The organism is Streptomyces xinghaiensis S187 (assembly GCF_000220705.2).
In the GTDB taxonomy this organism is placed as follows: domain Bacteria; phylum Actinomycetota; class Actinomycetes; order Streptomycetales; family Streptomycetaceae; genus Streptomyces; species Streptomyces xinghaiensis.
The window spans coordinates 6066688-6090791 of the sequence record NZ_CP023202.1; the positions used below are offsets into that span (position 1 = coordinate 6066688).

The 24104-nt window shown below is 72.8% G+C and carries 20 protein-coding genes; 8 read left to right on the forward strand and 12 right to left on the reverse strand.

The genetic code is table 11. The features are described from left to right. Positions 1–55 precede the first annotated feature (55 nt). Positions 56–679, forward strand: coding sequence for a TetR/AcrR family transcriptional regulator (locus SXIN_RS25870; protein ID WP_019708933.1), 624 nt, complete (start codon positions 56–58; stop codon positions 677–679). Between the two features lie 94 nt (positions 680–773). On the opposite strand, the gene SXIN_RS25875 is transcribed toward SXIN_RS25870, so the two are convergent. After that, positions 774–1235: a MaoC family dehydratase gene (locus SXIN_RS25875; RefSeq protein WP_039821249.1), complete on the reverse strand. Its 462-nt coding sequence runs from the start codon at positions 1233–1235 to the stop codon at positions 774–776. 219 nt (positions 1236–1454) lie between these two features. Here SXIN_RS25875 and soxR point away from each other — a divergent pair, with 219 nt between their 5' ends. After that, positions 1455–1928 carry a redox-sensitive transcriptional activator SoxR gene (gene soxR / locus SXIN_RS25880; RefSeq protein ID WP_039821248.1) on the forward strand — a complete coding sequence of 158 codons (474 nt, stop codon included), beginning with the start codon at positions 1455–1457 and terminating at the stop codon, positions 1926–1928. A gap of 52 nt (positions 1929–1980) precedes the next feature. Here the strand turns inward: soxR and SXIN_RS25885 are convergent, their stop codons facing one another. Then, a complete protein-coding gene (locus tag SXIN_RS25885) occupies positions 1981–2598 on the reverse strand; it encodes a hypothetical protein (RefSeq protein WP_019708930.1) in 618 nt (205 codons plus the stop codon). Positions 2599–2912: 314 nt separating this feature from the next. Here SXIN_RS25885 and SXIN_RS25890 point away from each other — a divergent pair, with 314 nt between their 5' ends. Next, a complete protein-coding gene (locus SXIN_RS25890; protein WP_019708929.1) occupies positions 2913–5717 on the forward strand; it encodes a penicillin acylase family protein in 2805 nt (934 codons plus the stop codon). A 116-nt stretch (positions 5718–5833) separates the two neighbouring features. Here SXIN_RS25890 and SXIN_RS25895 read toward each other — a convergent pair whose 3' ends face one another. Next, positions 5834–7117, reverse strand: a complete 1284-nt coding sequence (locus tag SXIN_RS25895) for an exo-beta-N-acetylmuramidase NamZ family protein (protein WP_095757614.1) — start codon at positions 7115–7117, stop codon at positions 5834–5836. Positions 7118–7371: 254 nt separating this feature from the next. Between SXIN_RS25895 and SXIN_RS25900 the strand changes: the two genes are divergently transcribed. Continuing rightward, a complete protein-coding gene (locus SXIN_RS25900) occupies positions 7372–9027 on the forward strand; it encodes an AMP-binding protein (RefSeq protein ID WP_095757615.1) in 1656 nt (551 codons plus the stop codon). A gap of 102 nt (positions 9028–9129) precedes the next feature. Next, positions 9130–9723, forward strand: coding sequence for a TetR/AcrR family transcriptional regulator (locus SXIN_RS25905; protein WP_039821245.1), 594 nt, complete (start codon positions 9130–9132; stop codon positions 9721–9723). 120 nt (positions 9724–9843) lie between these two features. Here SXIN_RS25905 and SXIN_RS25910 read toward each other — a convergent pair whose 3' ends face one another. From SXIN_RS25910 to SXIN_RS25925, 4 genes are all read right to left on the reverse strand, one after another. Continuing rightward, positions 9844–11058, reverse strand: coding sequence for an acyl-CoA dehydrogenase family protein (locus tag SXIN_RS25910; protein ID WP_019708925.1), 1215 nt, complete (start codon positions 11056–11058; stop codon positions 9844–9846). A 4-nt stretch (positions 11059–11062) separates the two neighbouring features. Continuing rightward, positions 11063–12085, reverse strand: a complete 1023-nt coding sequence (locus SXIN_RS25915; RefSeq protein WP_019708924.1) for a phosphotransferase family protein — start codon at positions 12083–12085, stop codon at positions 11063–11065. Between the two features lie 110 nt (positions 12086–12195). Beyond that, positions 12196–12510, reverse strand: a complete 315-nt coding sequence (locus tag SXIN_RS25920) for a DUF202 domain-containing protein (protein ID WP_019708923.1) — start codon at positions 12508–12510, stop codon at positions 12196–12198. Then, on the reverse strand, positions 12510–12926 hold the full coding sequence (locus SXIN_RS25925; protein WP_019708922.1) for a YidH family protein: 417 nt from the start codon (positions 12924–12926) through the stop codon (positions 12510–12512). Before SXIN_RS25925 ends, SXIN_RS25920 begins: the two co-directional genes overlap by 1 nt. Before the next feature lie 355 nt (positions 12927–13281). Between SXIN_RS25925 and SXIN_RS25930 the strand changes: the two genes are divergently transcribed. The 3 genes from SXIN_RS25930 (at position 13282) to SXIN_RS25940 (ending at position 17900) form a co-directional block, all read left to right on the forward strand. Further along, a complete protein-coding gene (locus SXIN_RS25930) occupies positions 13282–14250 on the forward strand; it encodes a hypothetical protein (RefSeq protein WP_019708921.1) in 969 nt (322 codons plus the stop codon). 67 nt (positions 14251–14317) lie between these two features. Next, positions 14318–15886: an APC family permease gene (locus tag SXIN_RS25935; RefSeq protein ID WP_095757616.1), complete on the forward strand. Its 1569-nt coding sequence runs from the start codon at positions 14318–14320 to the stop codon at positions 15884–15886. Between the two features lie 181 nt (positions 15887–16067). Next, on the forward strand, positions 16068–17900 hold the full coding sequence (locus SXIN_RS25940) for an AMP-dependent synthetase/ligase (protein WP_019708919.1): 1833 nt from the start codon (positions 16068–16070) through the stop codon (positions 17898–17900). Between the two features lie 70 nt (positions 17901–17970). On the opposite strand, the gene glxA is transcribed toward SXIN_RS25940, so the two are convergent. From glxA to SXIN_RS25965, 5 genes are all read right to left on the reverse strand, one after another. Next, positions 17971–19896 (reverse strand): radical copper oxidase GlxA, encoded by a 1926-nt coding sequence (gene glxA, locus SXIN_RS25945; protein ID WP_019708918.1) that lies wholly within the window; start codon positions 19894–19896, stop codon positions 17971–17973. Continuing rightward, positions 19884–21833: a glycosyltransferase family 2 protein gene (locus SXIN_RS25950; protein ID WP_107501177.1), complete on the reverse strand. Its 1950-nt coding sequence runs from the start codon at positions 21831–21833 to the stop codon at positions 19884–19886. Before SXIN_RS25950 ends, glxA begins: the two co-directional genes overlap by 13 nt. 779 nt (positions 21834–22612) lie before the next feature. Continuing rightward, positions 22613–22801: a DUF397 domain-containing protein gene (locus SXIN_RS25955; protein ID WP_019708915.1), complete on the reverse strand. Its 189-nt coding sequence runs from the start codon at positions 22799–22801 to the stop codon at positions 22613–22615. A 7-nt stretch (positions 22802–22808) separates the two neighbouring features. Then, positions 22809–23000 (reverse strand): DUF397 domain-containing protein, encoded by a 192-nt coding sequence (locus SXIN_RS25960; protein ID WP_019708914.1) that lies wholly within the window; start codon positions 22998–23000, stop codon positions 22809–22811. Beyond that, on the reverse strand, positions 22997–23932 hold the full coding sequence (locus SXIN_RS25965) for a helix-turn-helix domain-containing protein (RefSeq protein WP_019708913.1): 936 nt from the start codon (positions 23930–23932) through the stop codon (positions 22997–22999). The genes SXIN_RS25960 and SXIN_RS25965 overlap by 4 nt, the downstream gene beginning before the upstream one ends. Between the last annotated feature and the right edge of the window lie 172 nt (positions 23933–24104).

Here is a 24104-nt window from a genome sequence, read left to right on the forward strand (position 1 = left end):
GTAAGGTGTTCGCCGCCGGTGGAGAGGCCGCCGGGCACCGGAGAAGCGGGGCGCGATGAGCAGCGAGGCGCAGCAGACCGAGGAGTGGGCGGATGTGACGCCCGACGCCGCCAGGCGGCTGGTGAAGGCCGCCGTCGAGGCCTTCGCCGAGCGCGGTTACCACGCCACCACCACCCGGGACATCGCCTCCCGCGCCGGCATGAGCCCGGCGGCGCTCTACATCCACTACAAGACCAAGGAAGAGCTGCTCTACCAGATCAGCGGGGTCGGCCACCGGCTCGCCCTCGGCATGCTGGAGCGGGCGGCCGACGGCGGGGGCAGCCCCGCCGAGCGGCTCGCCGACGCGGTGCGGTCCTTCGCCCGCTGGCAGGCCGAGCGCCACACCACCGCGCGCGTCGTCCAGTACGAGCTGGGCGCGCTGGGCGAGGAGCACCACGCCGAGCTGCTCGACGTGCGCCGGAGGACCGACGGCGCGGTGCGCCGGATCATCCAGGACGGCGTCACGGCGGGCGACTTCGACGTACCGGACGTCAGCGGCACGACGCTCGCGGTGCTGTCGCTCTGCGTCGACGTGGCCCGGTGGTTCAATCCGGAGGGCCGCCGCACCCCCGAGGAGGTCGGCGAGCTCTACGCGGACCTCGTCCTGCGCATGGTCGGCGCGGCCCGCCCGGGGGCCTGAGGGCGTGAAGGCCTGAGGGTGTGAAGGGCTGGGGGCCCGCGGGGGCCGGCGGCCGCCGGAACAGCCGGAGACCGCCGGGAGCCCCCGGGAGTGCTCAGAGGTAGAAGCGGCTCACGCTCTCCGCGACGCAGACCGGCTTGTCGCCGCCCTCGCGCTCGACGGTGACGGCGGCGGTCAGCTGGACGCCTCCGGCCACCTCGCTCACCCCGGCGATCCGCCCGGTGGCCCGCAGCCGGGAGCCGACGGGCACGGGGGAGGGGAAGCGGACCTTGTTGGTGCCGTAGTTGATGCCCATCCGCACCCCCTCCACCCGCATCAGCTGCGGGACGAGGACGGGCAGCAGCGAGAGGGTCAGGTAACCGTGGGCGATCGTCGTCCCGAAGGGGCCGGCGGCGGCCTTCTCCGGGTCGACGTGAATCCACTGGTGGTCACCGGTCGCCTCGGCGAAGAGGTCGATCCGCTTCTGGTCGATTTCCAGCCAGTCGCTGTGGCCCAGCTCCTCGCCGACCGCGGACTTCAGCTCGTCGAGCGACGCGAACACCCGGGGCTCCGCCATCTCCATGACCTCCCAAAGACAGATACTAAGCGGTTGCTCAGCATGCTGCCCGGTGCGGTCCCTGTCAACGGCCCGGCCGCGGCTACGGGCGAGGTCACACCGGCCGGACGCGGTGCGGGCGGGGCGTGGACGCGGGCTGGACCGGCGGGGCGGGGCCGGTGTGGCGGGACCGGCGGACCGGTGGGCGGTCGTCCGTCCCGCCGCGTAGCCTTGGGCGGCGTGCCGCAGATTCCAGCAGGACTCCAAGAACTCACCGTGGGCCAGCTCTCCGCGCGCAGCGGCGCCGCGGTCTCCGCCCTGCGCTTCTACGAGGCCAAGGGGCTGATCAGCAGCCGCCGCACGGCGGGCAACCAGCGCCGCTACAGCCGTGACGCGCTGCGCCGGGTGGCCTTCGTGCGGGCCGCCCAGCGGGTCGGCATCCCCCTCGCCACCATCCGTGACGCACTCGCCGAGCTGCCCGACGAGCGTACGCCGACCCGCGAGGACTGGGCACGGCTCTCCGAGGCCTGGCGCTCCGAGCTGGACCAGCGCATCGCGCAGCTCGCACGGCTCCGCGACCATCTGACCGACTGCATCGGCTGCGGCTGCCTCTCCCTGGAGACCTGTGTGCTCTCCAACCCCGATGACATGCGCGGCGGTCTCGGCAGCGGATCGGCGCTGCTGTCCGAGCGCGGGCGGGCGCGCGGCGGCTGAACGCTGTGGCGTGCGCCGCGCGGGGGCCGGGGAATCCCGTGTCCCGGTTGTCTCAGGGGGTGGTGGCGGAGGCCAGGGCCGGCCGCCGCGACCGGCGGGAGGCGGCCAGGGCCTGCTCGGTCAGCACCGGTTCCGGCACGACGATGCCGCAGTCCGTGCAGACCGGGCCGGAGCTGGGGACGTGGTCCAGGCCGCCGCGCCAGGCGATACGGGGCGAGTCGCAGACCGGGCAGAGGGAGCCGGGTTCCGACTCCAGCGCCGTGATGATGCGCCGCAGCACGTCGGCCAGCGGTGCCGTCGGATGGACCAGGGGATCGTCGCACCAGGCCACTCCGCAGCCGCCCCAGGTGCACCGGTGCCAGTCGTCCAGGGCGCTCGGCTGCCGTATGCCGAGCCGCTTCTCCTGCTTGCGGCGGACACCGAACGCCACGTCGTACGCCAGCCAGACCCGGCGGGCCTCCTCCAGTTCCGTCAGGGCCGCCACCAGCCGGTCCGGTCCGGGCCGCCGGTCCTCGGTGCCGATGCCGACCCGGCCGCACAGATGGTGCCAGGTCGCCCGGTGCCCGTACGGGGCGAATTTCTCCAGGCACCGGCGCAGCGCGGTGCGGCGCTGCTCGGGGGTCAGCCGGGGGTCACGCACCTGTTCGGCGAGACTTCTGAATCCTGCCATTCGTCTCCCACCTCCGTCGCTCGTGCTTCGGCGATGTGGAATGGACGTACCGCGACCCGAAATGGCTCCCGCTCCGGGGAGTTGACCGCAAACTGTCCGGTTGCGCGCCCTTGCGTCCCGGCCGGCGCACCGTCAGGTACCGGATAGCGGATACCGCTGACGGACCATCGGAAAATCTGGTGTCAGCTCCCTTCCGTGCTGCTGTACCCGGCGGTAACGTCCGGCGCACCCCCCTTCTGGAAGGAGCAGGAATGCGCCGGTGCCGTACGCGTTCCCTCAGCCGCAGAGTCCCGCGCCCGCGCGGGGCTCTTCTCATGACCGCGCTGCTCGCCCTCGGCGCGGGACTGCTCTCCCCGCCCCCGCCCGCCGCCGCCTCCGCGCCGGCCACATCCGCCGCCACCGCCGCCACCGCCGCCACCGCGGCCTCCGCGGACGACTACTGCGCGGACCAGTGCTCCGACATCCTCCCGCCCGGCGCCAACGGCAACGCCACCCTCGCCGGCATCCTCGCCCACCGCACCCTCGGTACCCGGCCCAAGCACAGCTCCGACCAGCTCGGCCCGTACACCGACCTGGTCGCCGGCTATCCCTCCCTCACCGACGCCTCCCTCGCCGAGTTCTTCAACGACGCCTCCTTCGGCGTTCCCGAGGACCAGGTCGAGTCCGTCACCCGCCCCCGCGACGACGTGACGATCACCCGCGACAAGAAGACCGGCGTCCCGCACATCCAGGGCACCACCCGCGAGGGCACCGAGTTCGGCGCCGGATACGCCGCCGCCCAGGACCGGCTCTGGCTGATGGACCTCTTCCGCCACATAGGCCGCGGCGAGCTCACCCCCTTCGCGGGCGGAGCCGCCGGAAACCAGGGCCTGGAGCAGCAGTTCTGGCCGCAGGCGCCGTACACCGAGGCCGACCTGCAGGCGCAGATCGACCGGATCGCCGCCTCCGGCGAGCGCGGCGCGCAGGCCATGGCCGACTCCCGGGCCTACCTCGACGGCATCAACGCCTACATCGAGAAGGCCAAGAAGGGCCGCTACTTCCCCGGCGAGTACGTCCTCACCGGGCATGTCGACGCCATCACCAATATCGGCACCATCGAGAAGTTCGAGCTGACCGACATGGTGGCGCTCGCCTCCGTCGTCGGCGCCCTCTTCGGCGGCGGCGGGGGCGGTGAGGTGCAGTCCGCGATCGCGCTGCTCGCCGCGCAGGAGAAGTACGGCACCGAGAAGGGCACCGCCGTCTGGGAGGCGTTCCGGCAGCGCAACGACCCCGAGGCCGTCCTCACCCTGCACGACGGGGAGTCCTTCCCCTACGCCGGCAAGCCGGAGGACCCCCGCGGCGCCGCCCTGCCCGACCCGGGCTCCGTGACCGCCGAGCCGCTGGTGTACGACCGCGAGGGCACGGCCGTGAAGGACGCCGAGGACCCGGTCAAGGCGCCCTCGCACCTGCGGAAGCTGCGGAACCTCCACGACGACGGGGTGCTCCCCGCCGACCTGTTCGCGAAGCCGCACGGCATGTCCAACGCCCTGATGGTCTCCGGCGCCCACACCGCGAGCGGCAACCCCGTCGCCGTCTTCGGCCCGCAGACCGGCTACTTCGCGCCCCAGCTGCTGATGCTCCAGGAGCTCCAGGGCCCGGGCATCAGCGCCCGCGGCGCGTCCTTCGCCGGCGTCGGGATGTACGTCCAGCTCGGCCGCGGCCAGGACTACGCCTGGAGCGCCACCTCCGCCGGGCAGGACATCACCGACACCTACGCCGTCGAACTGTGCGAGCCCGACGGCTCCGCACCCACCAAGGACTCCTCGCACTACCGCGACGGCGGCGCCTGCGAGCCGATGGAGAAGCTGGAGAAGCGCAACGCCTGGAAGCCCTCCCTCGCCGACTCCACGGCCAAGGGCTCCTACCGGATGCAGGTGTTCCGCACCGACTACGGCATCGTCACCCACCGCGCCACGGTGGACGGCGAGCCGGTCGCCTTCACCTCGCTGCGCTCCACCTACCGCCACGAGGCCGAGTCGATCATCGGCTTCCAGATGTTCAACGACCCCGGCTACGTCACGGACGCCAAGTCCTTCCAGCGCGCGGCCGAGCACGTCAACTACACCTTCAACTGGTTCTACGCCGACTCCCGCGACACCGCCTACTTCAACAGCGGCAGCAACCCGGTCCGGGCCGGGGGCGTCGACGCCTCACTGCCGGTGAAGGCCGAAGAGGCGTACGAGTGGCGGGAGTTCGACCCCGGGCCCAACACCGCCGCGTACACCCCGGCCGCCGAGCACCCGCAGTCGGTGAACCAGGACTACTACATCTCCTGGAACAACAAGCAGGCGGAGGACTACACCTCGGCCGGCTTCGGCGACGGCTCCGTCCACCGCGGCGACCTGCTCGACACCCGGGTGAAGCGGCTGACGGAGCGGGGCGGGGTCACCCGCGCCTCCCTCACCCGCGTCATGGCCGAGGCCGGGGTCACCGACCTGCGCGGCGAAGCCGTCCTGCCCGAGCTGCTGAAGGTGCTGCGCGGCGGCGCCGTGAGCGACCCGGCGGCGGCCGAGGCCGTCCAGCGGCTGGAGTCCTGGGCGGCCGGCGGCGCCCAGCGCAAGGAGACGAAGGCGGGCTCGCGGACCTACGCCCACGCGGAGGCCATCCGCACCATGGACGCCTGGTGGCCGCTGCTCGTCGAGGCCCAGTTCGCCCCCGGCCTCGGCGACGCGCTCTACGATGCCTTCCGCGCCAAGCTGCCGCTGGACGAGTCGCCGTCCGCGAGCCACGGCGCGACGGGCGGGCACGCGGGCTCGGCCTTCCTCGCCGGCTGGTGGAGCTATGTCGACAAGGACCTCCGGGCCGTCCTCGGCGAGCCGGTCGCGGGTGGTCTGGAGGAGGAGTTCTGCGGCGGCGGGGACCTCTCCGCCTGCCGTGAGGTCCTGCTGACGACGCTCACCCGGGCGGCCGCCACCCCGGCCACCGAGGTCTACCCGGGCGACGAGGACTGCGAGCCGGGCGACCAGTGGTGCTCGGACGCGATCATCCACCGGCCGGTCGGCGGGATCACGCACCCGGTCGTCCACTGGCAGAACCGCCCGACCTACCAGCAGGTGGTGGAGTTCCCCCGGCACCGCTGAGACGTCACGCTCCGGGCGACCACCCCGGGCGGCGGCCGGCACCCACCGGCCGCCGCCCGGCGGCGTGCGGGCGGCCCGGGCCCCGGGCCGTCAACTCCCCGGCGCCCGCATGCCGTTCACCACCGGTACAGCAGATGCTCCGCGCGCACCCGGCGGAACGCCGCCAGGTCCGCCCGCCAGCCCGCCACCACCTCGTCGGTGTCCGCCCCCCGGTCGATCGCCGTACGGACCCAGGTGCTGCCGGTCAGCTTGTCGATCCAGTGGTCGGAGCGCCAGGTGAAGCCGTCCCACACCCGCTTCGCGGTGACCAGCAGCCCGATCCCGGTGCGGACCGGGTCGAACGCCTCCCGGTCGTGGACGTGCAGCTGCACCCCGCCCACCGTGCGGCCCTGGAATTTGGAGAAGACCGGCTGGAAGTACGCCTCCCGGAAGCGCACCCCGGGCAGCTCCAGCCCGTTCGCGGCCTCCGCCCAGCGGCGGTCGATCCCCTCGGCGCCCAGCAGTTCGAACGGCCGGGTGGTGCCGCGTCCCTCCGAGAGGTTGGTGCCCTCGAAGAGGCAGGTGCCGGAGTAGACCAGGGCCGTCTCGGGCGTCGGCATGTTCGGGCTCGGGGGGACCCAGGGCAGCCCGGTCTCGTCGAAGAAGTCGCCGCGCCGCCAGCCCGACATCCGGACCACGTCCAGCTCGACCGCCCGGCCGGCCGCCTCCGGCACGAACTCGGCGTTGTACAGCAGCGCCAGCTCGCCGACCGTCATGCCGTGCGCCTGGGCGATCGGCTCCCGGCCCACGAAGGTGGCGAACTCCTTCTCCAGCACCGGCCCGTACGCGCCCCGCCCGGTGACGGGGTTCGGCCGGTCCAGCACCATGAAGCGCTTGCCCGCGAGGACGGCGGCGACCATGCAGTCGTACATCGTCCAGATGTAGGTGTAGAAGCGGGAGCCGGCGTCCTGGATGTCGAAGACGACCGTGTCCACGCCGGAGGCGGTGAAGATGTCCGCCAGCTCCTGCCCGCTCTTGAGGTAGGTGTCGTAGACCGGCAGGCCCGTCGCCGGGTCCTCGTACCGGCCCTCGGAGCCGCCCGCCTGCGCGGTGCCGCGGAAGCCGTGCTCGGGGCCGAAGACGGCCGTCAGGTTCACCCGCTCGTCGGCGTGCATGACGTCCACCAGATGGCGCACCTCCGCCGTCACCCCGGTGGGGTTGGTGACCACCCCGGCCTTCTGCCCCTCCAGCGGCGCGTAGCCCGCCGCCGCGAGCCGGTCGAAGCCGGTACGGACCCGGGGCCCGCCGTGGCGCCCGGACCGGCCGCCCGCCGCCTCGGCGCCGGCCGCGGGCGCGGCGGTGGCGGCCACCGCGCCGACGGCTCCCGTGACCGCCAGCAGATTTCTCCGGGACAGGGACATCCAGCACCTCCGGGCTCGGCGTCGGACCGGGGCGCGGCGGCGCCGGCCCCGGCGATTGCGCTGTGCTCCCGCACGCTAACCCGCCGGAGCCCCGCGCGGAACGACCCCGGCGGCCGCCGTCCGGCCGCTCCCGCCACCCTTCCCCCGTGACATACCGACCGGTTAGTGTGCGGTGCGGACGCCGCCCGTGCCACCGGCACCGGCCGCGGGCCGCGGTACGGACAGGCCGCAGCCGAAACCGGAGGGGACGCCCGATGCCCGAGTCGATCTACGCCGCCCGGCCCTGGCTCAAACTGCTCAGCGAGGCCCAGCGGGCCCCCGTCGATCCGCCGGAGACCACACTCCACGCCTTCCGCGACGCGGTGCGCCGGGCCCCGGACCACCCGGCCCTGGCCTACTTCGACGCCCGGCTGGACTACCGCGGGCTCGACGAGCTCTCCGACGGCTTCGCCGCGCACCTCGCCGCACGGGACTTCCGGCGGGGCGACCGGCTGGCGCTGGTCCTGCAGAACACCCCCCACTTCGTGATCGCGCTGCTGGGGGCGTGGAAGGCGGGCGGGATCGTCGTCCCCGTCAACCCGATGTACAAGGAGCGGGAGGTCGCGCACGTCCTCACCGACGCGGGCGTGACCGCCCTGGTCTGCTCCGGCCACGCCTGGGAGGCCTTCCTGCGCCGGACCGCCTCCGACTCCCCGGTGCGCCTGGCGTACACCGCCGAGGAGCGGGACCTGCAGACCCGGAACGACACCCGGGTGCTGCCTGCGGAGTGCGCGCCCCGCGCCGAGGACGCCACCGACCTGCTCCGGGCCGCGCGGAGCGGCGGCCGGCCGCCGGCGGACCGGGAGCCGGGGGGCGGCGAGACCGCGCTCATCAGCTACACCTCCGGCACCAGCGGCGCCCCCAAGGGCGCCATGAACACCCACGGCAACATCGCCCACAACGCCGAGCGGATGCGCGCCGGTGCCGGACTCGGCGACGGCGTCCGGGTGTTCGGGCTGGCCCCGCTCTTCCACATCACCGGCATGGTCGTCCAGGTCGCCACCTGCATCGCCGGCGCGGGCACCCTCGCCCTCGCGTACCGCTTCGAGGCCGGGGTCGTCCTCGACGCCTTCGCCGAGCACCGGCCCGACTTCACCGTCGGCCCGTCCACCGCCTTCATGGCGCTGGCCGCGCACCCCTCCTGCACCCGCGACCACTTCAGCTCCTTCGCCATGATCGCCTCCGGCGGGGCCCCGCTGCCGCCCGCCCTGGTGGAGAAGTTCCGCGCCGACTTCGGCCCCTACATCCGCAACGGCTACGGCCTGACCGAGTGCACCGCGCCCTGCGCGAGCGTCCCGCCGCACCGGGAGGCGCCGGTCGACCCCGTCTCCGGCACGCTCGCGGTCGGCGTGCCCGGCGCCGACACCCTGGTGCGGATCCTGGACGAGGACGGCCGGGAGGTGCCCTTCGGCGAGCCGGGGGAGATCGTGGTGCGCGGGCCGCAGGTCGTGCCCGGATACTGGAACCGGCCGGAGGACACCGAGGCCGCGCTGCCCGGGGGCGAACTGCGTACCGGCGACATCGGCTTCATGGACCCCGACGGCTGGCTGTACGTCGTCGACCGCAAGAAGGACATGATCAACGCCTCGGGGTTCAAGGTCTGGCCGCGCGAGGTGGAGGATGTCCTCTACAGTCATCCGGCGGTCCGCGAGGCGGCCGTGGTGGGCGTCCCGGACCCGTACCGGGGCGAGTCGGTGAAGGCGTACGCCAGCCTGCGGCCCGGCGCCCGCGCCGAGCCCGCCGAGCTCGTCGCGTACTGCCGGGAGCGGCTCGCCGCGTACAAGTACCCGCGGGAGGTCGAGATCCTGCCGGAGCTGCCGAAGACGGCCAGTGGGAAGATCCTGCGGCGGGAACTGCGCGTCCGGGCCTGAGGGCGCGGGCGGCGGCAGGACGGCGCGGTACGGCGGCATGCCAGGACGGCGCGGCACGGCGCCGCGGCACGACACGGAGAGCAGAGAGGCAAGGTGGCGGTGATGGCCAGAACGACGGAGGGCAGCGGAGCACCGGTTCCGCAGCGGCTGCTGGCCGCCGCCACCCGCCTTTTCGCGGACCGGGGCTACGACCGGACGTCCGTCCAGGAGATCGTGGAGGCCGCGGGGGTGACCAAGGGCGCCCTCTACCACTACTTCGGCTCCAAGGACGACCTGCTGCACGAGATCTACGGCCGGGTGCTCCGCCTGCAGCAGGAGCGGCTCGACGCCTTCGCGGAGTCCGGTGCCCCGGTCGAGGAGCGGCTGCGGGGCGCGGCGGCCGACGTCGTCGTCACCACCCTCGAACACCTCGACGACGCGACGATCTTCTTCCGCTCGATGCACCAGCTGAGCCCGGAGAAGAACAAGCAGGTGCGGGCCGAGCGGCGGCGCTACCACGAGCGCTTCCGCGCCCTGATCGAGGAGGGGCAGCGCACCGGCGTCTTCTCCACCGCGACCCCGGCCGACCTGGTGGTCGACTACCACTTCGGCTCGGTGCACCACCTGGCCACCTGGTACCGGCCGGAGGGGCCGCTCACCCAGCAGGAGGTGGCCGACCACCTCGCCGACCTGCTGCTGCGCGCCCTGCGGCCATAGTCGGCGGGGCGGCCACGCGGCGGGACGGCGGACGCGGCGGGAACCGGGCGGGCCCGGACCGGATCTCCGGTCCGGGCCCGCCCCGGTCCGCCGCGCGGTGCCCGCGGCGGCAGCCCGCCGTCAGCGGTACTGCTTGATCTCCCGGCGCGCCAGCGAGCGCTGGTGCACCTCGTCCGGCCCGTCGGCGAGCTGGATGGTCCGGGCCGCGGCCCACAGCTCCGCCAGCGGGGTGTCCTGGCTGACGCCGGCGGCGCCGTGCAGCTGTACCGCCCGGTCCAGCAGGGCCACCACGGTGCGCGGTGTGGCGATCTTGATGGCCTGGATCTCGGTGTGCGCGCCCCGGTTGCCGACCGTGTCCATCAGCCAGGCGGTCTTGAGGACCAGCAGCCGCAGCTGCTCGACGGCCACCCGGGCGTCCGCGATCCAGCCCTGGACGACGCCCTGCTCGGCCAGCGGCTTGCCGAAGGCCGTACGGGACACCGCGCGCCGGCACATCAGCTCGATGCCCCGCTCGGCCATGCCGATCAGCCGCATGCAGTGGTGGATCCGGCCGGGGCCCAGCCGGGCCTGGGCGATGGCGAAACCGCCGCCCTCCTCGCCCACGAGGTTCGTCACCGGGACGCGGACCCGGTCGAAGACGATCTCGGCGTGGCCGCCGTGGTGGTCGTCCTCGTAGCCGTAGACCTTCATGGCCCGGCGGACCTCGACGCCCGGGGTGTCGCGGGGGACGAGCACCATGGACTGCTGGCGGCGGACGTCCGCGCCCTCGGGGTCGGTCTTGCCCATCACGATGAAGATCTTGCAGTCCGGGTTCATCGCCCCGGAGATGTACCACTTGCGGCCGGTGATGACGTACTCGTCGCCGTCCCGCTCGATCCGGGTCTCGATGTTGGTGGCGTCGGAGGAGGCCACCTCCGGCTCGGTCATCGCGAACGCGGAGCGGATCTCCCCGGCGAGCAGCGGCTCCAGCCACTCCTTGCGCTGCGCCTCCGTGGCGAACTCGGCGAGGAGCTCCATGTTGCCGGTGTCCGGGGCCGCGCAGTTCAGGGCGGTGGGCGCGAGCTGCGGGCTGCGGCCGGTGATCTCGGCCAGCGGGGCGTACTGGAGGTTCGTCAGCCCGGCGCCGTACTGCTCGTCGGGCAGGAAGAGGTTCCACAGCCCCTGCCGGCGGGCCTCGGCCTTGAGCTCCTCGACCACCGGCGGGGTGTCCCACCGGGAGGCCAGTCCGGCCCGCTGCTCCTCGGCGGTCCGCTCCGCCGGGTAGACGTGCTCGTCCATGAACGCGAGGAGTTTCGCGCGGAGTTCCTCGGTACGGGCGTCGAATGCGAAATCCATGAGCTCAGCCTTCCTGCAGGGTGGTGAGGCCGTTGTCGATGAAGACCGGGACGAGGGCGCCGATGCGGTCGAAGCCCGAGCCGACGGTCTGGCCGAGGGTGTAGCGGTAGTGGATGCCTTCGAGGATCACCGCGAGCTTGAAGTAGGCGAACGCGGTGTACCAGGCGATCCGTGAGACGTCGCGGCCGGAGCCGGCGGCGTAGCGCTCGATCAGCTCGGCCGGGGCGGGGTGGCCGGGGGCGCCGGCGGTGGTGCTGATCGGCATGCCGGGCAGGGCGCGCTGACCGCTGTACATCACCAGCAGCCCCAGGTCGGTGAGCGGGTCGCCGAGGGTGGACATCTCCCAGTCGAGGACGGCCCGCACGGAGTCGTCGGGGCCGACGAGGACGTTGTCCAGCCGGTAGTCGCCGTGGACGACGGCGGGCGCGGGGGAGCCGGGCAGCGCCTTGCCCAGGGAGGCGTGGAGCTCGTCGATCCCGGCGAGCTCGCGGTTGCGGGAGGCGTCGAGCTGCTTGCCCCAGCGGCGCAGCTGGCGGTCGAGGAAGCCCTCCGGGCGCCCGAAGTCGCCCAGGCCCACCGCCTCCGGCTCGACGGCGTGCAGCGCGACCAGGGTGTCGACGAGTCCGAGCACCACCCCGCGGGTGCGCTCCGGCCCCAGCGGGACCAGCTCCTCGGACTTGCGGTAGGGGGTGCCCTCCACGAACTCCATGACGTAGAAGGCGGAGCCGATGACGGACTCGTCCTCGCAGAGCAGTACGGTTTCGGGCACCGGTACGGCCGTCGGGTGCAGGGCGCTGATCACCCGGTGCTCGCGGCTCATGTCGTGGGCGGTGGCGAGCACATGGCCCAGCGGCGGCCGGCGCACCACCCAGCGGGAGGTGCCGTCGGTGACCGCGTAGGTGAGGTTCGACCGGCCGCCCTCGATCAGCCGGGCGGTCAGCGGCCCCCGCACCAGCCCGGGGCGTTCGCGGTCGAGATGGCCGCGGAGGCGGTCCAGATCGAGGCCGGGCGGGTGGTCCTTGCTCATCACTGCTCCTTGGGGGAAGGGACGTCCCGCTCATCATGCCGACCAGTCGGTATGACGTCCAGACCCGGGCGGCACTTGACAGCCGGGCCGGGCGCCGGAGCGGCGCCGCGTCACAGGACCAGGAGGGTCCCGCACGCCGCCATGGCGACGACGCAGCCCGCCGCCAGCGTGACCGATCCTACGGACACGGCCCCGGGCCGCGCCCGGTCCAGCGCCCGGATCCTGCGGTGGGCGGCGGTCAGCAGTACGAGCCAGGCCGCGGCCGTCAGGGCCACCGCCACGGCGGCGACGGCACCGGTGTCGCCGTGCAGGGCCAGCCGCACGCCCAGGATCGCGGCCACCGTGCCCGCCAGCGTCGAACGCCGCCAGGCGAAACCGGTGCGCTCGGGCTGTGCCGCCGGGTCGCGCGGGGCCGTCTCCGTCATCAGCCCGCCCAGCCGACGGCCACGGTGATGACCATCACCGCGGAGACCAGGATCACCCCGGCCGCGAGGAGGGCGGGGAAGCGCGTGGAGGGCAGGTCCTCGCCGCGCCGCATCGCCAGTTCCACCCGCACCCAGTGGTTCACCGCCCGCGCGGCCACCAGCGCCCCGCCGACCAGCAGCACGACGGCGACGGTGGCCCGTACCGAGCGGTGCAGGTCCGGCAGGAACTGGGCGACCGCGAAGCCGCCGCCCACCAGGGCCAGGGCGGTGCGCAGCCAGGCGAGGAAGGTCCGCTCGTTGGCGAGGGAGAAGCGGTAGTCGGGGGTCTCGCCCTGGGACCGGATCCGGGCGGGGGAGAACCACAGCCGCACTCCGGCGGCCGCCGCACGCACTTTTCCGAACGGAGTTCCGGCCATGACCCCATCCAACCACCAGGGGCCGGGGAATTCCTTCGAGGGGTGAAGGCGGAGCGCGGCCGTCCCCGGGGACGGAATCCGCTCTCCCCCCGGAACGGGCCCCCGGCCTGCGGTCATACACTGCGGGAGGCGGCTGCCGGGCGGGCCCGATTATCAACAAGATGTAAACAACCATCCGGTGAGGAAACGGTCCTCCGGGGACGCCTTGACGCGGAGTGGTGACTAACGGTTTGCTGTCTGTGATCATCGGTCGGTGTAGCGGAGATCACGCCGCCGGCGGGTCCGCCAGATGCACGGACAAGTGCCCCATACCGGGCGGAAAGTGGCGTGTTGCCGTGGAGGAAGAAGCTCACGGATGACCCCTCCACCGCCGCCACCGCCCCCGCTGGGCAGATCCCGCAACAAGGACGGCTTCGCCTTCGACCCGGCCCTCGACGACACGGAGCTCGCCGGGGTCCGCGACGCGCTCGTACAGGGCCGCTGGGGTGAGAGCCGCACCCTGCTGGCCAGGACCGGCCGGGACTGGGACCGCCGCGGCCACCGGCTGGTCGTCCTCGGCATGGAGCCCAACAGCGCGGCCTGGGCCGAGGAGTGGCGGCTGGCCGAGCCCGACAGCGTGGACGCCGCCGCCCTGTACGCCTGCGCCAAGGTCTTCCGCGCGCTGCGCGGCAAGGAGGACCCGGCCGCCGCCCGCGAGGTCTGCCGGGCCGCCGCCCGGATGTACCCCGCCGACCCGTCCCCCTGGCTGGCCCTGCTGATCCTGGCCCGGCACACCGGCACCGACGAGGAGCGGCTGCAGATCTTCGACCAGGTGCGCGGCCGCCACCGCGAACACCACCACGCGCACCACCTCATGACGGCCTGCCTGGCCGAACACCAGCAGGGCGACCGGGACGACCCCTTCCACGAGGTCTACGACTTCGCCGCCTGGGCCGCCGAACAGGCCCCCGCCGACTCGCCGCTCTGCGCCCTGCCGGTCATCGCGCACACCGAGCGCTACCGGGTCCTCGCCCACGCCGGCATCGAGCCGCGCGACCCCACCCGCTCCGGGCACTGGAAGAGCCGCCGGGCCCGCCAGGTCATGAAGGCCGCCTTCGACTGGTGGCTGGAGTGGGGCTACGAGGAGCACCCGCGCCGCCTGGTGGACCTCAACTTCCTGGCGCACGCCAAGTACCACGAGGGCCGGCCCTGGGAGGCCGCCGCCCTCTTCCACCGCATCGGACGCCATGCCACCAAGGAGCCCTGGTCCTACCCCGACCGGGACCCCCGGAAGACCTACCGCGCGGCCCATGCCGCCGCCACCGGCGGAACGGACATCCGGTGACCGGCCCGCCGCGCGTCCGGCACCACCTCTTACCAGTTGACAGACCCCAACCAGCGGGAAGGTGACCATGCTGACGGACAACAACTCCGCCATCAGCACGTACAAGGGCCAGGAACGGGCGCTCCGCGCGGACCGCATCGGCCTGGGCGGCCTGCTGCTCTCCGTCCTCGCGGCCAGCGCGCCCCTCCTCGTGGTCGCGGGTGTCATGCCCACCACATACGCGGTGATGGGCATCGTCGGACAGCCGCTGATCTTCGTCCTCCTCGGCGTGGTCCTGCTGCTCTTCAGCGTCGGCTACGCCGAGATGAGCCGCCATGTGCACAACGCCGGCGCCTTCTACGCCTACATCGCCCGCGGCCTCGGCGGCACGGCCGGGGCCGGCGCCTCCGTCGTGGCCCTCGTCGCCTACAGCGCCATGCAGGTCGGCATCTACGGCATCTTCGGCTTCGAGGTCAGCGGACTCGCCGACACCTACCTCGGCCTCACCGTCGCCTGGTGGATCCCCGCCCTCGCCGCCGCGCTCGTCGTCGGCGTGCTCGGCTGGCTCAAGATCGACCTCAGCGCCAAGGTGCTCGGCGTGCTGCTCGTCATCGAGGTCTGCATGGTCGTCATCTTCGACGTCGCGGCCATCGGCGACCCCGGCCCCCAGGGCCTCTCCCTGACGGCCTTCGACCCCGGCACCCTCGCCGGGGCCGGCCTCGGCACCGCGCTCTGCTTCGCCTTCGCCTCCTTCGTCGGCTTCGAACAGGCCCCCGTCTACGCCGAGGAGACCCGGCGCCCGCAGGTCGTCGTCGCCCGCGCCATGTTCCTCGCCGTCGGCTTCGCCGCCCTCTTCCTGGCCCTCAGCTCCTGGGCCCTCAACATCGCCTCCGGCCCCGCCCGGATCGTCCAGGACGCCCAGGAGCAGAGCGCCGGCCTGCTCTTCCACCTGACCGAGGGCCGGCTCGGCTCCGCCTTCACCGACGTCATGCACGTCTTCTTCGTCACCGGCATGTTCGCGGCCATGCTCAGCTTCCACAACGTCGTCGCCCGCTACGCCTTCGCCATGGGCCGCGAGGGCCTGCTGCCCGCCGCCCTCGGCCGCACCACCCGCACCAGCGGGGCCCCCGGCACCGGATCGCTGCTGCAGAGCGCCGTCTCCATCGCCGTGATCGCCGTCTTCGCCCTCACCGACGACAAGCCGCACGGCGACCCCACCGCCCCGGTGCTCAACCTCTTCACCTGGATGGGCAACGTCGGCGCGCTCGGCGTCATCGTCCTGATGGCCACCGCCTCCGCGGCCGTCATCGCCTTCTTCGTCCGCCGCGGCGCCGCCCGCGCCCAGGCCTGGCGGCTTCTCTCCTCCGGCATCGCCTGCGCCGCGATGCTCACGATCATCGTCTACACGGTGAAGGACTTCGACGTGCTGCTGGGCGCCGAGCCCGGCTCGGTGCTGCGCTGGGTCCTGCCCGGCATCATCGGGCTCGCCGTGGCCGGCGGCCTCGTCTACGGACTGGTGCTGCGCTCCGTGCGGCCCGAGGTGCACCGCCGGATCGGGCTGGGGAACCAGGCGTTCCAGCTGGAGCGGACCGCGGCCGCGCAGGCGGACCCCGCGGACCCCGCGCCCCCGGCCGGCACCGCGGCACCGCGCGGCTGACCCCCCACGACGGCACGGGACGGTAGGGCCCGGGTCCCCGGACCCGGGCCCTACCGTCCGATCATCACTCTTTCGAGTGCTGAACACCGGGCCACCCCTAGGCAGTTGAGGATTCCGAACGGTAACTTGCGCTCGCCGACGGCCCCGCCGCGGCGGGTACGGGTTCGAGAGAGGTGACGCGGTGCGCGAACTCAGCCTTCCGCCCCTGGTGCAGAAGCTCCGTACGGGAGGTCTCGCGGATTCCGTGTACGAGATCGCCGAAAGGGCCCCGGACCGGGTGCAGTTCTCCCGGCGCGAGGACGGCCCCGGCGGCATCCGCTGGCTCCCCGTCACGGCCCTCGGCTTCCGCAGCGAGGTGACGGCCCTGGCCAAGGGGCTGATCGCGGACGGCGTCCGGCCCGGCGACCGCATCGCCGTGATGTCCCGCACCCGCTACGAATGGACCCTCTTCTCCTACGCCCTGTGGTCCATCGGCGCCCAGCTCGTCCCCGTCTACCCCACCTCCTCCGCCGAGCAGGTGCACTGGATCCTCTCCGACACCCGCGCCTCCGCCGTCGTCGTCGAACACGCCGACGAGGCGATGACCGTCGGCGCCATCTGCGACGACCTCCCCCAGCTGCGCCGCATCTGGCAGCTCGACGAGGGCTGCGTCCAGGAGCTGTCCGCCCTGGGCCGCGGCATCCCCGACGCCCTGGTGCACCGGATGCGCGCCGGGGTCAGCCCCGGCTCGGCGGCCACCATCACGTACACCTCCGGCACCACCGGCCGCCCCCGGGGCTGCGTGATCACCCACGCCAACCTGGCCTTCGAGTGCGACACCCTCATCGAGGGCTGGCGCGAACTCCTCGCCGAACCGGGCGAACAGCCCGCCGTCCTCGCCTTCCTCCCGCTCTCCCACGTCTACGGCCTGATGGTGCAGGTGGCCTGCCAGCGCCACGGCGTCCGCCTCGGCCACCAGCCGGACCCGTCCTCCGACGAACTCCTCCCCGCCCTCACCTCGTTCCGGCCCACCTTCCTCTTCGCCGTGCCGTACGTCTTCGAACGGATCTACCGCACCGCCCGCCGGCAGGCCGAACAGGCCCAGAAACTGGAGGCCTTCGACCACGCCGTGGACGTCGCCATGCGCTACGCCGAGGCCGCCGAACGGCGCTCCCTGCTCCGCGGCGCCGGACCGGGGCCCGCGCTGCGCGTCCAGCACGCCCTGCACGACCGCACCGTCTACGCCCGGCTGCGCGCGGTGCTCGGGGGCCGGGTGCGGCACGCCGTCTCCGGCGGATCACCGCTCTCCCGGGAGCTCGGCCTGGTCTTCGCGGGCGCCGGCGTCACCATCTACGACGGCTACGGCCTCACCGAGACGGCCGCCGCCGTCACCGGCCACCCGATCGGCCGCCCCAAGTTCGGCACCGTCGGCCGCCCGCTGCCCGGATGCGCCGTGCACATCGCGGAGGACGGCGAGATCTGGGTGCGCGGGGACAACGTCTTCGCCGGGTACCTCGACGACCGGGAGGGCACCGAGGAGGTGCTGCACGAGGGCTGGCTGGCCACCGGCGACATCGGCCACCTCGACGAGGACGGCTATCTCCACCTGACCGGGCGCAAGAAGGACATCATCGTCACCAGCGGCGGCAAGAGCGTCTCCCCGCTCATCCTGGAGGAACGGCTCCGCGCGCACCCGCTCATCTCGCGCTGCCTGGTCGTCGGGGACAACCGGCCGTTCATCGCGGCCCTGATCACCCTGGACCCGGAGGCCGTGGGCCACTGGCAGCGGCTCCGCTTCCAGCAGCCCATGGACCTGCGGGTGGTGGTGCGCCACGCGGAGCTGCAGGAGGAGATCCAGCGCGCGGTGTCCCGCGCCAACACCGCCGTCTCCCGCAGCGAGTCCATCCGCGCCTTCCGCGTCCTGCCGCACGACTTCAGCGTCCGGGGCGGCCTGCTGACCCCCTCCCTGAAGCTCCGCCGCGGGGCCATCGTCAAGGCGTACGCGGCCGAGATCGCCGAGCTGTACTCCCGGTGAGCGGAGCCCGGGCCCCTGCGGGCCGGCGGGCCCGGCCGCCGGCGGAGGGGGACGGCGGCCGGGCGGTCCGTCAGCGGATGTGCACCCAGTGGGCCTTCGAGGGCACACCCGCGGAGTCCGTCACGAAGAGCATGTACCAGCCGCGCGGCACCAGCGTCGGGTCCTCGGGCACCGTCAGCGCCAGCCGCCCGCCGCTCCGCCGCTCCAGTCCCAGCTCGACGGAGCGCTGCTCGACATCCGTGGTGTGGGTGACGGCGCTGGGCCGCATCAGCCGGGCCCGGGCCGCGCGCCGGGCGGACTCGACGGTGAAGACGGCCGTGTCGCCGCGCTCGGCCCCGTCCGGCCCGCCGGTGATCCGCGGCCGCTCGCCCCGGTGCAGATACGGCGGGGAGAAGATCTCGACGCGCTGCTCGAAGGTGCCCGGCTGGTTGTTGTCCGGGTCGGCGTAGAGCGGGTCGGAGCCGAAGGTGGCCACCCGCCCGTCGGGCAGCAGCAGCGCCTCGGAGTGGTAGTTGCGGCCCACCACCGGGGACGCGGCGGGCCGGAACGCGTTCTCCTCCGGGAGGTAGAACTGCGCCTTGTGGATGTCGCTCTCGCCCTTGCCGCGGTAGTCCTCCGAGCCGCCGGTGGTGAAGACGGTGTCGTCCGGCAGCAGCACGCTGGAGAGATAGCGGGTGCCCTGCGGCAGATCGGGCCCCGGGGTGAAGCGGGGGTCCTTCCGCGCCAGGTCCGCGACGGCGGTGCGCGCGGTGGACTTGGGCGACTCGCCGACGCCCCCGCCGCCCAGCACCATCACCTTCTGTTCCTGGGCGGGCGGCAGCAGCACCGAGGCCGAGGTCTCCAGCTGGTCCTGGTCGGCGAGGCCGGGCACCGGGCGGAAGGTGTTCTTCTCCACGTTCCACAGCCCGGGCGCGCGGCCCTTGTCGGCGGGGCCGTAGCCGGCGTTGGAGCCCGAGTAGAACAGGTCTCCGCCGCGGGTCAGGAAGAGCGCCGGATAGGTGGGGAAGTAACGTTCCGGCGCGGGCGACCAGGTCCGCGTCTCCGGGTCGAAGACCTCGTTCTTGCCGGGGACGACCTGGCCGATCTCGTCCAGACCGGAGACGGCGAGGACCCGGCCGTCCTTCAGGGTGGCCAGGGTGGGGTACCAGCGGGCCTCCGCCATCGGGTCGACCGGCAGGTACCGCTCGGCCACGGGGTCGAACTCGTAGGCGACGTCCAGGCCGTGGTAGTCCTGCTTGTCCAGGGTGAGGGACTGCGCGAGACCGTAGACGTTCCGCCGGTCCGCGCCCTTCAGCCCGTCGACGGAGTACTGGGCGGGGCGCCGGGTGACCTGGCTCCGGCCCTTCCGCACGGCCTCGACGAAGACCCGCTCCTCGCTCGCCGTGACGGTGACCTTGCCGCCCTTGCGCTTCTTCTTCTCGGCGGCGGGGAGCTCGAACGCCCGGGTGGTGCGGTACTGCTTGCCGTCCGGGGAACGGAAGACGGTGCCGCGGGGGAAGTGGTGCGGCCGGTCCGGGTCCTCGTTCTTGACGAGCATTCCGCCGCCCGCGCGTTCGACCTTGCCCTCCAGCACCTCGTAGCGGGCGGTGCCGCCGGCCACCAGCAGCTTCCCGCTGGGGAGCTGGGCGTGGCCCGAGCAGAACAGGTCCTCGGGGGTGGGGATCAGCCGGAAGGTGTTCTTCTCCGGGTCCCAGAGCAGCGTCTTGAAGGTGCCCGCCTTGAACATCTTCTCGTTGTTGCCGGACCCGGCGATCAGCAGCACCTTGCCGGTGTGCAGCAGCGCCGCGTGGATGGCGTTGACCCGGTACTTCTCCGGGACGCCGAGCAGGTCCCAGTGGCCGTACCGCGCCTTGTACTCCGGCTGTTCGATCTTGTAGGCGTGGTAGGTGCGCTCGGCGTAGCTGATGGCGGCGGGCGCGTTGAGCCCGGCCAGGGCGAGGAAAGCGGCCGCGCCGAGGGCCGTGGTGCGGAAGCGGGGGGTGATCAGATGGCGCACAGCGGGTCCTTCTCTGCGGGGGTGTCACGCTTCGGGGACGCGGCCGTCGGCGCGCACGCGGGCGCGGGCGAGGCCGTCGACGCGGCGGGGACGGCGGCGGGGACGGCGGGGGAGCGGGCCGGGTCGCGGCGGGCGGAGTCCGTGCCCGCCGGTCCGGCGGAGGAGTCCGCCCGGGCCGCGGGGACGGCGGGGACCGCGGCGACCGTGCTCCGCCTCCGCCGCCCGCCGGCCGCCCAGACGAGCACGGGGGCGAGGCACAGGGCGACGGCGAGCAGGGCCCAGGCCGTTATGGCGGCGTGCAGATGGCCCAGGAAGAGGGCGGCCACCACCGATCCGCCGAAGACCGCGGCCCAGAAGAGATGGATCCGGAAGGTGGCGAGCCGGTCGGGGCTGGCGGAGTCGCCCTTGGGCGTCACCACGAAGGAGCTCTTGCGGCGCAGTACGGCGTCGACCAGCGACTTGGCGTAGATGGGCGCGGAGAGGGCGGACATCGCCATGCCGGCCAGTCCGCCGGACCCCTCCGGTTCGTGCGGGGAGACGTTGTGCCGCCGGTTCCAGATGTAGAGCCCGATCTGCAGGGCCGCCGCGTCGCTGTACAGCATCAGCCAGATCTCCGCGGGGACGTGCAGCCCGGACGCGCCGACGACGAGGAAGAGCAGGCAGCTCAGGGCGGCGAGCAGCCAGTTGAGCGCCGTCATCGGGTAGTAGACGACCATCAGCGCGTAATTGAGCAGCCGGCCCGGCGGAAGGGAGAACGGGGCCTTCCAGAACTGCTTGAGGATGGTCTCGTACGTGCCCCGCGACCAGCGGAGCTGCTGGGTGAAGAAGTCCGTCCAGGCGGCCGGCCCCTCACCGACGGCGAGCACGTCGGGGGTGTAGACGGAGCGCCATTTCCGCCCGGTCTCCGGATTCCTGGCCCGGTGGATCTCGAAACCGGTCGCCATGTCCTCGGTGATGGAGTCGTAGAGGCCGCCGATTCCCTGGATGGCCTTGATGCGGACGGCGTTGGAGGTGCCGACGAACATGGGGGAGCCATAGGCGTTCCCGGCCCGCTGGATCAGCGCGTGGAACAGGAACTGCTGGCTTTCCGCGGCCTTGGTGACGGCGGTGTCGTAATTCCCGTACACCTGGGGGCCGATGACGAAGGCGACGTCCGGATCGCGGAAGAAGCCGAGCATGCGCTCCAGATAGTTGGGGAGCGGCACGTGGTCGGTGTCGACGGAGGCGAAGAAGTCGTAGTCCCCGCCGTGGGCGTCCAGCCAGGCGTTGTAGTTGCCGTGCTTGGTCCGGGCGCGGTGCGGGCCGGTGGACTGGTTCCACTTCTCCACGCCCTTGCGGGTGAAGTGGCGGACGCCGAGGCGGGCGCAGACGGCCTTCGCCGCCGGGTCGTCGCCCTCGTCGAGGAGCCAGACGTGCACGGTGCCGCGGTGCCGGATGCGGACGGCGGCCTCCAGGGTCCTGGTGACCATCTCGATCGGCTCCTTGCCGGGCACGAACGAGGTCAGGAAGGCGACCCGGGTGCCGGGCTCGGGGGTGACGGGCACGGGGTCACGGGCGACGAGCGTCGCGTGGGCGTTCGAGAAGACCGTGCACAGCCGGAAGAACTCGATGAGGCCGATCGAGACGAGCATCGTGGTGTCCGCGGCGGATTCCCAGCCGGACACGTACGGGCGGTGCACCCAGTGCGCCGGCTGGAGCAGCCAGAACAGCAGCAGCGCGGAGAAGAGGGGGGCGGCGCAGAGCAGCAGGGTGGCGCGGATCCGGTGCGGTTCCTGCGCCAGCAGGCTGCGGTACGCCACCCGGTACGGCTTTTCTTCCTCTACCGGGTCGTGGAGCGGTCCCGCGAGTCTGCTGTACCGCTCGTAATCGTAGGCCGGAGGGGAATCGGGGGCGGGCTGCTCCCCGGCCTTCTGGGTTACGGAATTCGGTGACGCCATCGGGGCACTCCCGTGGAACTGACTGGAAAGAACGCGGAGGGCGATGACCCGGACGGCCTAGAATTTTCATGTCATCGACCGAGATGAGAAGGTAACAATCACCTGCCGGATTCCTGCGGAAATGTGATGTTCGGCGCGCCATGATAATGACCCTGGAGAGCGCCGGGGTGGACCCGGGCGGTTGCGGCCACGCTCTCGTGAATCCCCGGAATCCCACGGCGGACAGGGTGCGGCGCGGGGCGTGGGGCCGCACGGATGGCCGCGGGAGACGGCCCCGCTGCGCGTGCCGGACCCGGGGAAAAGGGGGGTCGGGCGCAAGTCCGTGGCATCCGGGAGAGCGAAAGCCATACGGGTGGCAGTCGCCGGTGCCGGCCCACGGCCCCGCACGGGGCGGGGCCTGCTGTGTGCGGTCCTCTGCTGCCCGCTGCCGGGAGGGAGGGAGCGATCGGACCGTCAGAAAGCTAAGAGAGACCGGACCGTCAGGAAACCGGGAGCGCTCGCCCGAAGGGGGCGCGGTGCGGGGTGTGGGGTGCGGGGTGCGTCCGCAGGACTGCGCGTGCGGGGGCAAGAAGGCGGCCGCGGAACTCCGCGGCGAGGAGTTCCGCGGCGAAGACCGCGCAGAAGCCGAAGCCCATGGCCGTTCCCGACCTCGGGGCCCACTACATCAACCGTGCCGCCCTCGGCTGCGCCCCGGCCGACGAGGCATGAGGCACGGGTACCGCCAAAAGTGTGCCGTCCGCCGATCCGGCATCCCGGGCGGCGGACGGCACATCAACTGCTCAGCGCCCTGACGCGAACCCGAGGAACGACATCCACTCCTCGCGGCCGACCGCGAGAGCCGGGCGGGTCACGTCCTTAGAGTCCCGCACGCGGACGGTCTGTTGAGTGACCACGACCTCCACGCAGCTATCACCCTCGCCGCCGCTGTAGCTGGACTTGAACCAGGCGAGTTCCGTCTCACCGCGCATCAGCCGCTCAGCGCCCTGACGCGAACCCGAGGAACGATGCCCACTCCTCGCGGCCGACGGTGAAGGCCGGGCGGGTCGTGTCCTTGGAGTCCCTTACGTGGACGGCTTGTTCAGCGATCGCCACCTCCACGCAGTCGTCGCCCTGGCTGCCGCTGTAGCTGGACTTGAACCAGGCGAGTTCCGTCTTACCGCTGTTCATCGCTCTCCTCGCAGTCGCTCCAGCAGGGCCCGGGATTCTGTTGGGCTCAGGGCCTGCGAGCGCAGTGTTTCATAGCGATTGCAGAGCAGGCTCACCTCTTTCCGGTCGGAGATGAGCCGTCCGTTCTGCTGACCCTCGGAGTAGCCGAGCCGCTGCCCCGCCGGGGTCTCCAAGATTCGCACCGGTCCGTCCAGGCACGCGTGCAGCCCTGCATCCAGCGGCACCACTTGAAGTGTCACGTTGCGCGGGGCGCTGAGCTCCAGGACGTGGTCCAGCAGCCCGCGCATGGCCTCCGCGTCGCCGAACTGCCGCCAGAACACGTGCTCTTCCACGATGAAGCTGAACGGCACGGTCGGCCGCTCCCGCAACATCTTCTGCCGTTCCATTCGGGCGGTCAGCTGTGCTTCCAAGTGCTCGTCGGTCCGCAACGGGATCGTGCCCTCGATCACTGCCCGTGCGTACGTCTCGGATTGCAACAGCCCTGGCACCAGCCGGTTCTCGTACGTACACAGGCTCACCGCCTCCCGCTCCAGCCGCGCCCAGCGCCGGAACCAGGCCGCGAGCCCGGGCTCGCCCCGAGTGAGGTGACGGGCCGCCTTCCGCAGGGCGCCGGTGTTGCCGAGCGCTTCCTCCGCGCGCTCCACGAATCTCGGGTCGGGCATGCGGCGCCCCAACTCCACCGACTCGACGGTGTGCTTGGAGAAGTGCACCCGCGCGCCGAGGTCCGCGCGGCTGAGCCCCGCGTGCTCGCGCAGCGCCTGGACGAACGCTCCGAACGTCCGCAGGCTGTCCGAGGGACACGGCTCCCGCTCCCACTCCCCGGCCGGCCCCTGCTGCGGCAGGCCGACGCCTTCGCCCCCGGTTTCCTCTCCGGCTCCCGTTTCCGCCTCGTGCCCGGCCACAGCAGCCGGGCCCCCTTCGACGATGTCCATCCGCGGCCCTTTCCTCTGTACCGGACCGCGACCCTCCCCACGGCCCTCGTGCTCACCACTCAGCGTGACGGACCTTTTCGCGCACTGTCCACCCTGTGTGCCCGTACGTGCACGCCGCGTACGGATTCTGTACGGGCCCCGGCGCACATCCCCGCCCGTACGGGACCGCCGT